The sequence below is a fragment of the Rhizobium sp. SEMIA 4085 genome, from assembly GCF_013004495.1.
Taxonomy (GTDB): domain Bacteria; phylum Pseudomonadota; class Alphaproteobacteria; order Rhizobiales; family Rhizobiaceae; genus Rhizobium; species Rhizobium gallicum.
Map to the genome: position 1 here is coordinate 1 of NZ_JABEPH010000111.1, position 15728 is coordinate 15728.

9 protein-coding genes and 2 pseudogenes are annotated in these 15728 nt (G+C 59.9%); 4 read left to right on the forward strand and 7 right to left on the reverse strand.

What is annotated here, in order from left to right; translation table 11 throughout:
• Nucleotides 1–351: 351 nt before the first annotated feature.
• The gene (locus tag C9413_RS13510) at nt 352–3477 is read left to right on the forward strand and encodes a LysM peptidoglycan-binding domain-containing protein (protein ID WP_040116148.1); all 3126 of its coding nucleotides are present in this window, start codon (nt 352–354) and stop codon (nt 3475–3477) included.
• Nucleotides 3478–3542: 65 nt separating this feature from the next.
• Here the strand turns inward: C9413_RS13510 and ansP are convergent, their stop codons facing one another.
• The 3 genes from ansP to C9413_RS13525 all read right to left on the reverse strand — a co-directional run bounded on the left by ansP (nt 3543) and on the right by C9413_RS13525 (nt 9213).
• Nucleotides 3543–5027, reverse strand: a complete 1485-nt coding sequence (gene ansP / locus C9413_RS13515) for an L-asparagine permease (RefSeq protein ID WP_040116149.1) — start codon at nt 5025–5027, stop codon at nt 3543–3545.
• Between the two features lie 253 nt (nt 5028–5280).
• Nucleotides 5281–8871 carry a hypothetical protein gene (locus C9413_RS13520; RefSeq protein WP_040116150.1) on the reverse strand — a complete coding sequence of 1197 codons (3591 nt, stop codon included), beginning with the start codon at nt 8869–8871 and terminating at the stop codon, nt 5281–5283.
• Between the two features lie 114 nt (nt 8872–8985).
• A complete protein-coding gene (locus tag C9413_RS13525) occupies nt 8986–9213 on the reverse strand; it encodes a hypothetical protein (protein WP_040116151.1) in 228 nt (75 codons plus the stop codon).
• A 796-nt stretch (nt 9214–10009) separates the two neighbouring features.
• Here C9413_RS13525 and C9413_RS13530 point away from each other — a divergent pair.
• Both C9413_RS13530 and C9413_RS13535 read left to right on the forward strand, forming a co-directional pair.
• Nucleotides 10010–10624 carry a LysE family translocator gene (locus C9413_RS13530; RefSeq protein ID WP_040116152.1) on the forward strand — a complete coding sequence of 205 codons (615 nt, stop codon included), beginning with the start codon at nt 10010–10012 and terminating at the stop codon, nt 10622–10624.
• 445 nt (nt 10625–11069) lie between these two features.
• On the forward strand, nt 11070–11684 hold the full coding sequence (locus C9413_RS13535; RefSeq protein ID WP_040116153.1) for a LysE family translocator: 615 nt from the start codon (nt 11070–11072) through the stop codon (nt 11682–11684).
• Nucleotides 11685–11755: 71 nt separating this feature from the next.
• Here the strand turns inward: C9413_RS13535 and C9413_RS33280 are convergent.
• Together C9413_RS33280 and C9413_RS33285 are read right to left on the reverse strand one after the other, a co-directional pair.
• A pseudogene (locus tag C9413_RS33280) lies at nt 11756–11880 on the reverse strand (LysR family transcriptional regulator); the annotation flags it as partial.
• 21 nt (nt 11881–11901) lie between these two features.
• A complete protein-coding gene (locus tag C9413_RS33285) occupies nt 11902–12063 on the reverse strand; it encodes a hypothetical protein (protein WP_246703748.1) in 162 nt (53 codons plus the stop codon).
• 316 nt (nt 12064–12379) lie between these two features.
• On the opposite strand from C9413_RS33285, the gene C9413_RS13540 reads away from it, so the two are divergent.
• A complete protein-coding gene (locus C9413_RS13540) occupies nt 12380–13174 on the forward strand; it encodes an ion transporter (RefSeq protein WP_040116155.1) in 795 nt (264 codons plus the stop codon).
• A gap of 575 nt (nt 13175–13749) precedes the next feature.
• Here the strand turns inward: C9413_RS13540 and C9413_RS13545 are convergent.
• Together C9413_RS13545 and C9413_RS13550 are read right to left on the reverse strand one after the other, a co-directional pair.
• Nucleotides 13750–13896, reverse strand: a pseudogene (locus C9413_RS13545) (conjugal transfer protein TraH); the annotation flags it as partial.
• A gap of 333 nt (nt 13897–14229) precedes the next feature.
• Entirely contained in the window at nt 14230–15612 is a 1383-nt protein-coding gene (locus tag C9413_RS13550) for an MFS transporter (protein ID WP_040116157.1), read from the reverse strand.
• Between the last annotated feature and the right edge of the window lie 116 nt (nt 15613–15728).

Sequence of the window (15728 nt, forward strand, 5' to 3'; positions counted from 1 at the left end):
TGCCTGTTGTCTGCTCTTCGCCCGCCCCTCAAGCACCTGTTCGCCCTTGTGCTCACTGCCCCCTCCCCCAACTGCCCCCGGCACGCGATGGTGGCAGCCCCCGCCGCCCGGAAAGAGCCCCCAGCGATGCGGCCCCCCCTCCTTGGACCGCCCCCCCGATAAAGGCCTCCGCCCCCAACGCAAGAAACTTGGCCCTTGTCATCAAACCATTAAGCAGACCCGCCATAGTGGGCCCGCGCGCTCGCGCGCAACGACCAGCGTCTTGATTCCAGAGACCAATCTTTGCTTCCGGCGACTTCCGCCGGATGTGCATCCCTCGCGTGCAGCATAAAGCCAAGGAGATCACGCCCCATGTCCTATCGCATCGATATCGACGGCAAGAACCGCTACGACGCAAGCGGCGGCCGCGCCACTGGCGTGTCCGATGAGCAGCGCCGGTTCTTCATCGCGCAGATCAACCAGGCCGTGCGCGAGCGGACCGAGCAAGGTGGGCCGAAGACGATCGATCCTGGTACCGAGAAGGTGATTGTCGTCGAGAAGGGCGACAGTCTCTCGCAGATCGCCAAGGAAAACCATGTCAGCCTCGACGACCTCATGGCCGCCAACCGCATCAAATTGACGGCGAACACGGCGGCGATCGACCCCAATGACGTGGTGATCGTGCCGCTCACCTCGCCCGAGCTCGTCGCGCAAGGTCCCGTGGACGGCAAAGGCGTGCCCAAGGGCGAGGCCGCCTTCATCGGCGATCTCTATGGCCGCGGCAACAAGCTCGCCTATGCCGACGACCCTTCGAAAATCGACTATGCCGCCGAAGGTAGGGACATGCAGCGCGACGTCGGAGCCTATCTCGACAACCTGCCGAAGGCGGAGCGGCAGGCCGCAGCCCTCAGGCTGATCGACAGCGACTGGCTGGATGCAGGCCCGGCCGGCAACGCCGTCAAGGCGGCGATCGAGGAACGCGGCCTGAAGACGGACGGGGGATCGGTGATAGCGGACGAGATCTATGATCGCGGCAACCGGATCCAGTATTCCGACGACCCGAAAATCGACTATCAGGCGGAGACCGGCGGGATCGCCAGGGACCTCAAGAATCACGTCGAAAAGCTGCCGGAAAAGGAGCGATCCGAGGCGCTGCAACGCCTTTACGACCGCGAGTGGACGGATGCGGCGCCCGCCCGGATGGCGATCGAAGATACCGCCAAAGCGCTGAATGTCAGCTTGCGCCCCTCGACGCATGCCGGCGTCGACACTGAGGCCAAGGCACGCACAATCATCGATCTTGCAAACGCTGCCGGCCGGCCGGACGAAGCGTTCCGTAAGCTCTCTTCGTCCTACGTTTCTGCTACGCCGGAGATCCAGCGCGTTCTCGTGCGCTCCGAGGACGCGGTGGCCCTGATCGACAGGGCCGCGGACTGGGCAGCGAAGCCGCTCGCAGACTACCAGCCTGGGAAGGAAATGAGCGATCAGGGCGATGCCGCAACGACGATGGCCAATCTCGAGAAGCTGACCGCCGGCACCGATCCGCGGCTGGCCGTCGAGCTGGTCTCTTCCGCCATGCCGACCATCGAAGCGGCGAATACCAGGAAGCAGGAAAAGATTGGCGGCGACCTGATCGGAATGAACGGCCAGGCTGACATGATGACGATCATCGACCGCATCGGCGGCAGTCCGGGCGCCGGTGCAATCGTCGAGCGCTTTGCCGAGATCGGCGGCTATCACCCGAACTCCGTACCAGTGGCGATCAGCAACGGTTCCCGCCTCGACTACCCGATTGCCATCGCGGCCAAAAGTGCGGCGGTCTCACCGGATTTCGTCGTCAAGAACATCATTCCAAACGTGAAGCAATATGGCGCCGGCAAGGTCAACCAGGACGTCATTGCCTATTCGGCCCATATGCAGGAGCTGCAGTGGCTGGTTTCCAACCACGGAAGGACCATGACCCCCGAGCAACTCGCCAAGGCGATCGAGGACTACAAGAAGGAAAAAGGGCCGGAATGGGCCAAAACAGAAAAGCGCCTGGAAGACAACATCGCAGCCAGCGGCGAAAAACTGCTGCAACAATTGACGTCGCTCGGCAATCTGCCGCCGGAACTCGCCTCGCAACAGCAAGCCGTTAACGACGAGATCGGCAAGATCTTGTCGGACGAAAAGACCGCGATGGCGGTCGAAATCGCGATGAAGAAGAACCCGGCGCTGCTCGACAGTCCGGCTGTGCTGAGCCTGATGGGCGCTCAGGCTCGCCTGACCGATCGGGGCAGGAAGCTCGCCGAAGAGGCAACGACCCAGATCATCCGCCACAAGGTCCTGCCGTCGTTTGCCGACCTGCAATCCGGCGATCCGGCCGCACTTGGTAAAGCCCAAAACAGTCTTGAGGCGCTGAAGCAAAGCAAGCTCTCGCAGATGCTCGGCATTCCCAAGTCCGACATGGACCGGGCGATCGATGCGGTCGCCAAGTCCCTGCCCGAGCCGGGCGAGACGGTCGAGCAATCCCGCGCAAAGATGACCACCCTCAACGACGACCTCAACAATCTGAAGAGTTCGAGCGGCGTCAGGTCTTTTGCGAACACGACCGGCCCTGGCCAGATGCTGCGGCTGATCGGCATTGCGGCCACGGGAGCGAGCGTTGCAAATTCGGCGACTGTGGCGCAGAACGACCCGACCCTCAGAAACGATCTGAAAGTGGTGATCGATGCGGTCGGGCTCGGCCAGCGAACGGTGGAGATTCTCGGCGGAATGGACCGCCTCAACACCGACTCGGCCGCCGTCAGGCATTTCGGCAGCAGCGGCAGGCCGGCCGTAAAGCTTCTTGGCGCCTTGAGCGGCGGGTTCGATGCATGGGTGGCCTTCGACTACTTCAAGGCCGGCGACCCGCTCATGGGCAGCCTTTCAGCCGCAGCAGCCGGCGGAACCATCATGGCGGCGCTCGGCACCGGCACGATGTTCGGCCCCGCCGGGCTCGTCATAGTCGGGGCCGCCGTGATTGGCCAGATGATCGTTGCCGATACACGCGACTCGAACAAATACATGAGCGACACCTCAAAGCGCTTCCTCGCCCATTCCAACCTCAACGAAATCGCCGCCGGCGCGCTCGTCGATCAAAGCGGCGATGGCCATAGTCCGGTCCCGATCCTCGCCAGATACGCGGAACTGAAGGGCTATCGTCTCGACCAACCGGCCGATCGCCAACGTTTTATCGACTGGCTGAACGGCATTCCGAAGGAAGGGCTGGAGAAGCTGCGCGACAATCTGCACCATACGCTCGACGAGTTCGGCGGCGATCCGGCGAAATTGCCGGCGGCCGGCGGCTCGGACGAGAGCTACACAGTCGCGCAGCGATTGAACGAGCGCTACGTCAGCGGGCAGGTCTATATACCGAGCCTGGCCGACAAGATCAGAAACGGCGACGCCGCTCCTTCCTCGGCAAAGCAGATCGACGTGGTTCTTGTCGAATTGGGAATTGGAATTCCTGTGGCCTAAACGACTTTCCTTTAAGATCAAGGGGCGCCACCAAGTTGACGGCGCACCTTGAGGCCCTATGGCGGTCACTGACGCATTTGCTGCGCCAGCATCACATCGGGCAGCGTCGCCGGCGTCTCCGTCTGCCGATGCTTGCTGACCCAGTTCCATCCGCCCCAAAGCGCCAGCGCGACGACAGGAATAGAGGCGACGGTATAGGTCCCGTTCGGATAGTCGAGCGCCATCAGCACCACAACCCCGAAAAGGAAAGCGAGCGTCAGCCACGACGTGACCGGAGCGCCGGGCATCTTGAACGACACATCGTCGACTTCGCCGCGGGAAACAGCCCGGCGGAAGGCCATCTGGCAAACGACAATGAAACCCCAGGTGCTCAGGATCCCGAGCGAGGCGACGTTGAGGACGATCTCGAACACATGCGAGGGCACGAGATAGTTGAGCAATACGCCGAAGACGTAGACTGCAAGGGTCACCAATATGCCAACATGCGGCACCGCCTGCGCATTCATCCTTGCAAGCGACGCCGGCGCAGAACCACCTTGCGCCAGCGAGCGCAGCACGCGGCCGGTGGAATAGAGGCCGGAGTTCAGGCTCGACAGGGCTGCAGTCAGCACGACGATGTTCATCACCGTGCCGATGCCGGGTATGCCGAGCGCGCCGAAGAATGTCACGAACGGGCTCTCTCCTGCCTTGTAGGCGGTCCAGGGCAGCAGGCAAACGAGAAGCACGACCGAGCCGACATAAAACACAGCGATGCGCCAGATCACGCTGTTGATCGCACGCGGTAGAATGGTCTTCGCGTCTGAACACTCCCCGGCCGCCGTACCGACCAGTTCGACGCCGGCAAAAGCGAAGACGACACCCTGCACGAGCACGAGCGCCGGAAGCAGACCGTTCGGGAAGAGGCCGCCGTTCTCGCTGATCAGATGCAGACCGGCAGTACTGCCGGCGACCTCCATGCCGGTTCCAAGGAAAAACGAGCCAATGGCAAGAAAGAGCAAGATCGCCGACACTTTGATGAGGGCGAACCAGAACTCCATCTCGGCGAACCACTTGACCCCGACAAGGTTCATCGAGCCGACGATCAGCAGAGCGCCGAGCGCCGAGACCCATTGCGGCAGGCCGGCGAAGACATCCCAATAGTGCATGTAGAGAGCAACGGCGGTGATATCGACGATGCCGGTCATTGCCCAATTGAGAAAATACATCCAACCGGCCACGAAGGAGGCCTTCTCGCCGAGAAACTCACGGGCATACGAGACGAAACTGCCGCTGCTCGGCCGATGCAGCACCAGTTCGCCAAGCGCGCGCAGGATGAGAAAGGAAAAGGCGCCGCAAACGAGATAGACGATCGCCAGCGATGGACCTGCTGCCTGCAGACGGGCGCCAGCGCCGAGAAACAATCCCGTACCGATCGCCCCGCCAATCGCGATCATCTGCACCTGACGATTGCCGAGTGCCTTGTGATAGTCGGCCTCGTGAGACTCCAGCCAGCTTCTTTTGTCGAAGACGGCGGTTGCATCGTCCGGTCGCGACTTTTCCATAACAGTCATCAGAACTCTTCCTCCTTCTTGGCAATTTGCCGTCGCGTGCAGCGCGCCGCTTCCTCCGCGACAGGCACGCCGAATCCAAGGCGCACTGCCCTATCCTTAGCCGTGCGTGGGTTATCCCCGGTTTTGTCTCGGATTTTCCGGTTCGGGCGGCGGCAAGGTTCGCCAATCGTCTCTGAAGCCAGCCTTTGTGTTTCCGCCGGCAGCGCCCGTCCGCGACGGTGGGCGCTGCAGGCCCCGACCCGTTTATGGGCGCTTAGAGATAACCCTTTCGTCTGAGCCACGCCTTCAGTCCCTCGGTGCTGCGCGGCTCTACGTACGAGGCAAAGGCATTTTCATGCATCAGCGTCCCGTCCGAGGGTTGGTACCATAATGGATCGTCGCTCGGCAGCATCGCATCCTCCGCGGTAACCTTCTTCTGCGGCATCCACCACTGGCTGCCGTCCCAATACATTGTCGTCACGGAATCCTCGTAGCGCTTGCGCTCAGCGTTGTATGTCACCGTCGGGTAGTCTGACAGATCCACCTTTGCTGGATCGACCGGAAGCTGGAGATATTTCAAGTCGTCCTGCGTCGCCGGCAGCTTACCCTTGCCATCGGCGGTCATGTCGCGAATGGTTTCGGACAATTCGGTCGCCTGCTCCGGCGTCAGCCGATTGAAGAGCTGGCCAAGACGTGCCCGCGTATATCCCTCGGCGCCGTAGGTCCCCGTCAGAACAGCGTCGGCACTGCGCGTCCCCTTGTCTCCGCCCATCAAATGTTCATCACCTGGGAAGACCGTCTGCAGGATGCCCATGACCCCTTCATCGAGAAGATCATTGTGTTCCGCCAGGCCCTCGGCGACCTTGCGATCCTTCACGCCGAACATCACCTGGATCGCGTCCGCATCCGCCTTGTCATAGGTATGGGAGGCATTATAGGCGCTTCGGCCCTGGACAATACCGGCGCCGGCGAGCTGCAGCACTGCCGCAACGCCGGAAATCTTCAGCGGACCGAGCCGGTTCATGAGCCGCACCAGTCCGTTGTTCGCCGCTTTGGCTTCGAGCGCACCGGCTCCACCAGCGGCTGCGAACATCGCATCACTCACGGTCGCAATGCCGTAGCCCGTCGCCTTGACACCATCGGCCTTGTCTCCGACGATCCAACCTGTGCCCTGCATGATGGCGTTGCTAAGATCCGCTCCGACATAGAGCGCGTCGATGCCAGTGCCACGAAGGAAATGCCCCGAATTCAACGCGCCGCTCCAGACTTTCTTCTGGCTTGATGAGAGACCGCTGCTGTTAACGCGCTCCTTGATCGCGTCGATCCTCGCTTCTGCCGTCGTCGGGACGTCAGGGCCTTTGCCAAGGATTATCTTGCGGGCGTTCGGCATCAATGCGGTCTTCGCCGCCGTCATCATCATCATGGTGTGCGGCACGTAATAGACCATGTCGTCGCCGGTCGTGCCCAGCGCGTCGAGATTGCGCCCGAACAGGATCGCGCTGCCTCCTCCCGAAACCCTGTTGATAACATTGGTCCCGACATTGAGCCTCTCCATTTGCTGGATCTGGGTCCTTTCGGCGTCGGTCGCTTGGATCCGGCCGGCCACGATATCCTTGAGGCGGCCCTCGCCGATCTTCTCGGCCACGTCTTTGACGTACTTCTTGAGGTCGGGATTCTTGTCGTCCCCCTTCCCCTCGATATACTTCGTGACGGCGTCCTGCTCCGCCTTGCTCAAGCCAGCCCCACCGTTTGCGAAAGCGGATTGGATTCGGTTCTCCGCAAGCGCCGTGTGGATATCGCCAACACGGCCCTTGAGCGTTTCGGTAACCGCAAATGTTGCGAGCGCACGCGCCGAGCGCTCCACCCAGATCGTGCCGGTAGCGGCAGGATCGGCGCCCTTTTCCACATTGGCGTAGGGATCCGGACCTTCGTTCTTCGGCATATCCGGAAGGCCCTTCATCGCCTCGCTGATCGACTTCGATTTCGTCATCATGATGCCGGTGCCGAACAGCGACGGTATCGGCGCCTCGGTATTGAGGCCATCGACCTTGTTGAGCGGCGTCTCGTAGATCTTTAGGGCGAGATCGATGCTTTCCTGCTGCTCCCAGAGCTGCTGGCGGACCTCGCCGTCCTTCGCCAGATCCTTGGATTTCTGCTTGTTCTCCGGGCTAAGGTTGTCGATCGCCTCCATGTCGCGGGCAAGCTGCGTGGCGCCCGAAACCGGCTCGTCGCGTTTGACGCCATTCCAGCCGGACAGGCCGTGATAGAGCTCGTTGTAGGCCGTCGTTATCTTCTCGTCCTGCGCCTTCGAGACATTGCCGAAATTCTCGATGCTGCGGCGGACCGCCCATTGGGCGTCGGAGTTCTGCTCCAGATATTCATTGTAGCCAAGTTCGCCCTTGCCCTTCAGATCGTCGCTCTTCGCACTTCCGAGATCGGCCGTGCGGGCCGCGATCGCGGTCAACAGCGTCGTGCCGCTGCCCTTTGCGTCCTCGCTGCTCAAAATGTCAAAGATCCGCTGATGCGACAGCACGTTGATGGAGCTGCCGGGCAGATCGGTATTCATCTTGTCGACGAGGCGATTGGCGATATGGTCGACGATCTCCTTGCCGGCACCAGCTCTCTTGCCGTCGCCATAAAGAATGTTCTGCGAGGCAACAGCGAGATCCTGCACAGCCTTGATCTTTGCCTTGGTGTCTCCGTCGAGTCCCGAAGCGGCGAAGCTGTCGATCGACTGGTCGATCATCTTGCGGACGCGAGGGTCCGAGGCGATCAGCGAGCCGCTCGATTGATCGAGCAGCTTCTTGATATCTCCCGATGCCTTGCCGGAGGTATCGAAACTCGGAAGCGCATGGGCGCGGTCGGTCTTCTCGCTGAGCTTGGCGAGGAATTTCTCGGCGCCCTCGACGCCTCCCTTTCCATAGGCGCTTTCGAGATCGCGGACGTGGCGATCGACACGCACCTCCTGAAGCGCGTCCTTGATCCCCGACTTCAGAGCGGCGCCGTATTTCTCCGGGTCGCCGGCGGTGTAGCCCGCATAGATCGAGGCGCGATTCGTGAGCGCAGTGACCTGTGCGCCCTCCTCGCTGCCGGCGGCGCGGGCAACATCGATGAGTTGATCCTTTGTCTCCCTGGCGACCGCGTCATAGTCCTTCTTGTCGCCGAGGCTGGCGATGCGTCCGAGTTGATCGTCGGTCTTGCCGTCGGCCTTCCATTCCTTCTCCTTCATGTCGCGCACCTGATTGAGTGCCTCCATGAAGATCGGGTCGTCCGGTGCCCGCTCGGCGATGGGGCGGATGAGATCGCTCACCTCGCTCACGTCGAGCTTCTTGTCGTTGTTCTTGTCCGTGCCGAACTTCGGCGTTCCGAGGCTTTTTGAGGCCAGATCGACCTCCTCGGCGATCGCGACCACGAGATCGTCCTTCGCCTTGTCTCGATCGGTCTCGCTCTTGGCCTTGTCGCTGGCCGTGCCGAGTGCCGTTCGCTGCTTTTCGAGCAGGTCCAGCCGTTCCGGGCTCAGGACGAAAACATCGTCTCCCTGCTCCAGCGCCTTGTCTGCCTCTTTGCTCGCAGACGACCGGTTACCGAAAGCCTTCGGATCGAGCTCGGGTGTCGCCGCCGTTTGCTCGTTCAGCGCCTTGTTATCCTTCGGATCGATTCCCGCCTCCTCATAGATACGGAATGGCCAAAGCCCCGGCTCCACCTGGCGCTCGATGATGCCGGACGGACCGCCATTCCACGGCAGTGCGGGTGGAAACTCGTTCTTTTTGCCGCTCTTCGGCGTCTGATCGATGATCGTGTCGAACGACTTCGATGGGTCAGGACGTACGAAACGGTTGCGTGCGAAGAAATTGATCGAAGACATTAGCTATTCCCTGCTCCGTTTTTTGAAACTCGGATCGGCAAGAGTGCCGCAGAATGCAAATCAAAGGGCGGCGGTGCCGTCCTTTGAGAACGTCAGGACCTGGGGATGGGCACCCTAGTGGATGCAATATGCAGTGCGTGCATGGTCGCCGATAAAATTGTTCATGCGCTTGTCATCAATGGCTCTGTCATTTGACGCTTCCGATGACCATGAATGCTGCGTCAACGCGCAGAAAATCTCCCGCCAGGCCTTCGCCTGTTGCGGCGAGACATCGATTTCCCGGATGTTGTCGGCACTCTTCGGCCGAAACCCTTTGACGACGACCTCCAAAGTGAACGCCATGATTACCTCCCCTGCGTGCGTCGATCGTGGTGGAGTTATGCCTACTGAAAGGCGTTTCGTTTAACCGGCTCACTACTTTAGGCGTTCTCCATACGACGTGTTTGCAAAGATGAAAAGATACCACGATAACTATTAGCGATTGCAAATATATGGACATTTGAAGAATTCTACGCCATATAGTAGCATAATGGACGGATTGATCTCTCGTTTTCTACCCTGGCCCAAGTTTTGGCGAGCACTCCGCATCCGGTGGTCGTCAAGGGATTCCGTCTCGCCGTTAGCGGCTCTGTCTGCAACCTCTAGCAGAGTAACGCAGGCCGGTGGCGCACCGGGTTGGAGCTCTGTTCAAAGGAATGACGCCGGTCGCGCAATGGCCTCGTGACTGCTGCTTCGATCTGCGTAGTCGCCGAAATGCCTTTCTTGCGAGGCGCACTTCTCCCAAGGCGCCGTCGAAGGACAGCCCGCAATGCGGGTCTTTGACAATACCGGCCCGATGGAAAAGCCGACGCATTTCATCCTGATCGACTGGCGGGGGAATTCGGATCGAGGCTATCCGCGACTTCCTGTTCGCTCCCTATGCGCTCGAAGCCGTCGATTGGGTAAAGCGGCTCTCGAACGGCACCATAGGAAACAGCATGATCATTGATCCTGCCGCCAAAGGATTTCGGCGATCTGGGTGGCGCACAGTCTACATACCGATTGCCTGAATGGCTGGCGGCATCTCGGTTATTGTTTGAACGGCGCCTTGTGCTAGATCTTTGTGCTGGTGACGTTGAAGAAAATTGGAGCTCGCAGAATGAGTGTCACTGCGCTTATCGCATACTGTCTTGCGCTTCTTTTGGCAGTCGCCACGCCCGGCCCCGCAATGTTCGCCGTCATTACGACCGGCGTAAGCCGTGGCACATTCTCCGCGCTCACCGTCGGGCTGGGTATAGCACTGAGCGACGTCGTTTTGGTCAATATCGCGCTTGCAGGCCTGGTCGCGATCGCCCAGTCCTTTTCCTGGCTTTTCACGGCGATGAAGTATGCAGGTGCGGGCTATCTCATCTTTCTTGGCTACCGCATGTGGAGGGCTGCAAGCGGGTTCGAGGCTCCGGAGGGCGTCCAGCCAGCCAGTGCCACGCGGCAGCTAGGATTGGGGGCTGCCATCGCCTTGGGAAATCCGAAAGCGATCCTTTTCCACGCCAGCCTTATGCCGCTAATCCTTAATGTGGGCTCGCTGAGCGCGTTCGACGTCGCAATCATCATGATGGTCGTCTTCGGCGTCAACACCCTCACCATGGGAACCTACGCGGTCCTTGCCGGGGCGTCTTCGCGATGGTTTCGCTCCGCGGGCGCGATCCGCGCCCTGAACCGGACCGCTGGTGGCGCCATGATCGGAACCGGAGTCCTCATCGCTGCGCGGCCATGAGGCGACCTGGCCTCCAACCGCCCACCTCCATCTCGCAGGCCTTTTTTCGCATCCTCACGGTCGTACAGATCCGTCTGGCATTGCCCGTTGGAACAAGGTGTAAGGGGCCTGGGGTGTTCCATCTAATCGTCGCAGGTTTTGAAGGTCCTGCGGCATGAGGTGCGATAGGTCTCGCCGACCTAACCCATTCGGCGCGACCCTCCTCGTACATCTCACTATAGCTCAACAGCGGAACTCGTCATCGACGATCGTACCGCCGGTCCTATCGTCAAGGGACTTCCCGAATTCCACCCGAAGACTTTTTGGCCAGCGCTGGTGTTCAATATTCCGCGGCGTCGGCCCTATCTCACCGATAACGAAACCGGATGATCAAGACTAGGTTGCCTCGCCCACAAATGCGCTCTACGTCAGCTCGGATTATAACTCCGTTAGCAGGTTCAATCAGATGACACTGTCCGGTTTCATTGCCTATTCTACCGCCTTGGCAGTCGCCGCCATCATTCCAGGCCCTCAGATCGTTGCGATCGTCGCACATGCCTTGAAAAGCGGCTACAGGCGCGCATTATGGGCAACTGCTGGCATGGTGGTGGGCGACGCGCTTTATCTTATAAGCGTTTTGGCGGGCCTCGCCTATATCGCTGAAACGTTCAGCGTACTCCTGATCGCCATCAAATGGGTGGGCGTTGCATATCTCTTCTGGTTGGCATTTCGTTTTTGGACAGCTCGCGAACGGCTACATGTCAACGACGAGGACGTTGATGGCGAAGGGCGCAGCGCCTTTGTCTCGGGGGTGCTGGTGACGATCGGCAATCCGAAATCCATCCTGTTCTATATTTCGATTGTGCCGACAGTGCTTAACATTGAGGATGTTACTTTTTGGGATGGAGCCACGCTCGTTTTCATCACAGCCGTCGTCCTGTCCGCGGCACAGTTTCCGTTCGCAATCGCAGGTGCTAGGGCACGTCGCTCCTTTCAGTCACCTTCGACGATGCGGCTCTTTAATCGGGGAGCTGCGGTCGGTCTGGGGGGCGCCGCGGTCTCGATCGCCGTCCGAAACTAAACCCTCCCCAGGAGAGGCCGACGCTCCAAAAACATTGCGGGGCGGGGTCGAGGATATAACGCCCTCTCGCCGCGCCCGTGGAAGCTCTCCCCTGCCCTGGCCAATACCACCATCCGGTCGAGCGGGTGAACAGCTGGCAGCCGAGTTCCCGTGCCAGGGCCTGCACATGGGTACAAAGCGCCGATTGGGCAGTCCGGCAGAGCGCGCCTGCAGGTCTTCAGCCTCGATGTCGTCGCGCCATGGGTTCCGGCACATTGCCCCAACCGATCCCCTCCTTCAGCTGCATATGCTTGACTGGCAGCCTAAGAGGCGGCATTTCGATCGAGCTGGCGCTGTCCTTGCCGACGACGCCCTTCAATTCGGCGCTCCTTGCGGCCACCTATGCCATCGTAATCTTCACGATCGTCGTCCAGGACTTTACGCTGGGAAGGGTTGCCATGCGAGCGTTGCAAGCACCCGTTCTCCCGCGCTTGAGATCTGCAAATGTGCTTAATGCGCGACGGCTGATGAGAGACTAGGAAGTGTCTTCCTTTCGCAATCGGGATCGCGCTGGCACTTAATCGGCGCCGGAGCGGCGGGATGGTTCGGACATACTGACAACCTGGGACCGTCCGCTTGGATGGGCGCGGGCTCGTCCGGCAAAGTAGATTACTTGGCACCTTGAGGATCAGCGAAGGAGGATCTACATCCCCCGCATGAAAATCTTTAATGCCGAGGTGGGCTCCCACCGCGAATCACTCCGGCACGCTCTTCGACGGCTCGAAAGGGCCGAGGGAGCACAGGCCTTCACCCTCCGGCTCATCTTCGCCGTGATCGACGTCGCCATTCTTGCCTTCTTCCTTCTCGGGCCGTACCTCCGTTCCGGACCCTCCTATTTGATCATCGACTACGCGATCGCGGTGTGGATCGCCGCCGAGATGGCCGTCCTGGCCGTCGCCGCACCTTCCGTCCGGAATTGGATCCGGCGGCCGATGACCTGGATCGATTTCGTGGTGCTGGCCACGCTGCTGCTGCCGGACCTGCTCTTCAACTTCGCCTTTCTGCGGATCATGCGATTCTGGGCGATCGGCAGAAGTCCATTGCTCAAGGAAGCGTTGCGCAAGGCCGGCTATTCCCACCTCCTCGACGTCGTCAGAGCGGTAATCAACCTACTCGTGTTTCTCTTCATGGCGACGGGTTTTGTCTATACGTCCTTCTTCTACAACAGGGAGGGCGGCGAAGGATTCGTCGATGCGCTCTACTTCACGGTGGCGACCGTGACAACGACGGGATTCGGCGATATCACGCTCCCGGGAACGCTCGGCAAGCTCACTTCCGTTGTGACGATGATCGTGGGCATCTCGCTGTTCGTGAGGCTCGCCCAGGCGGTTGTCCGGCCCCACAAGGTGACTTACCCTTGCCACCGTTGCGGTCTCCAGCGGCACGACGCCGACGCTGTGCACTGCAAAGCCTGCGGGGAAGTCCTCAACATCCCCGATGAGGGATCGTAAAATTACTTCTCTGGACGGACAGCGGCGTCGGGGTATGGCTGGCAGGCAAGGAAGAGGGCCGACGAATGCGGCAGCGGCCGAGGCCAGAATGAGTAAGCGAAACGAACCATGTGCGATCCTGCGATATGCCGGTGTCGTTTGGCGGCTAGTTGTAAGAATCCCGTTTCATTGATATCAAATAGTTAGCATAGCAGGAATTGAGAATTGGCGCTTAAATTGAGAAGAGCGAGCCGTTTGTACGTAAACTGAGGTCGGGCTGCGGCGTGTATTATGGCCGAGCATTTTTGAATTCTCCCTATAACTTTAGATATACTAATTGTAATCGCTTCCGACCTTGCATTTGGAGACCCCTATCTGCCTCCGACTTTCCCATATTTAAATGCCAAACTTCGCCGGAAGAGCCGCATTTTTATTAACGACCAAGCGACGGCCGTTGCAAAGACGTTGGGCCAGATTGTCTCAACGACAAGGACGAGGCTGTCGTTTTCCAGTTCGGGCAGGACATCGGGCACGGTAGGTGGGTGACGCCACGGCTATGATGTGAGCTGGCGCCAGTGTTCGGGCGACGATGCCCCCGTGCCTTTGCGGTGGTTTTGGCAGGCATCGACGAGGTCCTGCTTCAGATCCGCCGGTTCCTTGACTCCCACGCCAGCGGGATATTGAGTCAGCCCAACATGGACGACCGCCTGACCAGCGTGTTGCCGCACGATCGCCATCGCCTCAACCAAATCCTTTCGATAAGGGCGACATCGAGGGCGTCGCCGCTGATCCATACCCGGTACAACTGCGGCCTCTGACAGTATATTTTTGTAAGGAGGACCTGCTGTATGCGAGAATCGGTCGCACTACCAATTCCCCCATCAAAGACCCATCGCGCTGGATTTTTAAGTATTCCGGCTGTGAATTTCAGAGCGTCGATATCCGGGTCGGGAATGAATGTCCCTCGGCTTGACCGCCGGAGTTCGCCTACCAAGGAGAAAGAAGATCAAGGCCCGGTCGATCTTAAACCGAGCCTTCGATCCGTAAGTCTTTTTGATCGCTGACGTTTCAGGTTGTCACGGCGAAAGTTCCTCCAGGACCTGGCCCTTGGTCTCAACCGCAAAGAGGACCGTGACCAGGGCGCCAACCAGAAGGATCGCTGCGAAAGCGCCAAAGACATACTGGATGCCCATCGATGACATGACCCAGCCTACAGCGATAGGCCCCGCAGAGGATCCGAGACGCAGCCAGGCGCTGCCTGTACCCGTGCCAATGGCACGAAGACGGGTCGGGTAGATCTCTGCTGAATAGAGGTAGAGCGAGAAGGTCACAGTCTGGACGATGGCGTAGGCGAGACCGGCGAGGATCAGAACCTGGATCGGTGATGTCGCACCCAGCCAGGCGAGGATGACAAGCGGTATCGGCGCGATCAGAAGTGCACCCGTGTACCAGCGCTTGCGGCCGACTTTATCGATGAGCAGTGCGCATATAACGGCCGCGATCACACCGCCGATCGAAGTGACAAAGCCGTAGAAGATGCTGGTTTCAAGCGGCAGTTTGAACGTCTGCCGATAGAGGGTCGGAAGCCAGGTGATCGTTCCATTGGCAACCATATAGGCGCAGAACCACATGGCCCAGATCGACAGTGTGCGCTTGAGGTAGATGCCCTGGAAAAGTTCGCGCCAGTCGGATTTGCGGCGGACGGGGGCGGCCACGACTTTCGGCTCCGGCAGTTCCTTGCCGGCAGCGCGGGCACTGTTCTCCAACTTGGTGACGATGCGGTCGGCTTCCTCATAGCGACCGTTGGCGGCCAGCCAGCGCGGTGATTCATGGAGGAACCAACGCAGCGGGATCATGAGGATCGCAGGGACCAGGCCGACGACGAACATCGCCTTCCAGCCGTAGACCGGGACCATGAAGTAGCCGATCAAGCCCGCACCGACGAGGCCGAGCAAGAACAACACCTCATACAGCAGGAAGAAGCGGCCCCGCCCCTTCGAGCCGATCAACTCGTTGATATAGGCACTTGCAACCGGAACTTCTCCGCCGGTTCCGATACCTTGGATGAAACGAAATGCCATCATCATGCCGGCACCGGCCGCAAAAAGGCATGCGACGTCCATGCTGACGAATAGCAGGATGGTGAATAGCAGCACTTTGAGACGGCCGATCCGTTCGGCAAGCCAGCCAAAGCAAATGGCGCCGATCAACTGCCCTAGGTAGCCCATCGACAAGATCATTCCCGTCTGTCCCGGGGTCAAACCCCACTCGCGGACAAGAACCGGCATGGCATAGGCTATGGCGATGACGGTGTAACCGTCAAAGAACGTCGCTGCGCCGACGATATTTCGAGCCCAGAAGACCTCCCGGGTCACTGGTAGCCGTTCTAGGCGGGCGCTGATTTCAGCTTGGGTATCGACGGCCGGCGACGGCGCGGCCATCCGTTGTTCCATGTTCATGTTTCCTCCCTCTGCCTGGCCTGCTCTCCCGGCCCGGCGTCGAACCTACGCGTTGGATGTCTTAAACTTCGGGGACCTTTTTGGCATGGTGTCGCTGTGGATCCGGAAGGCATGGC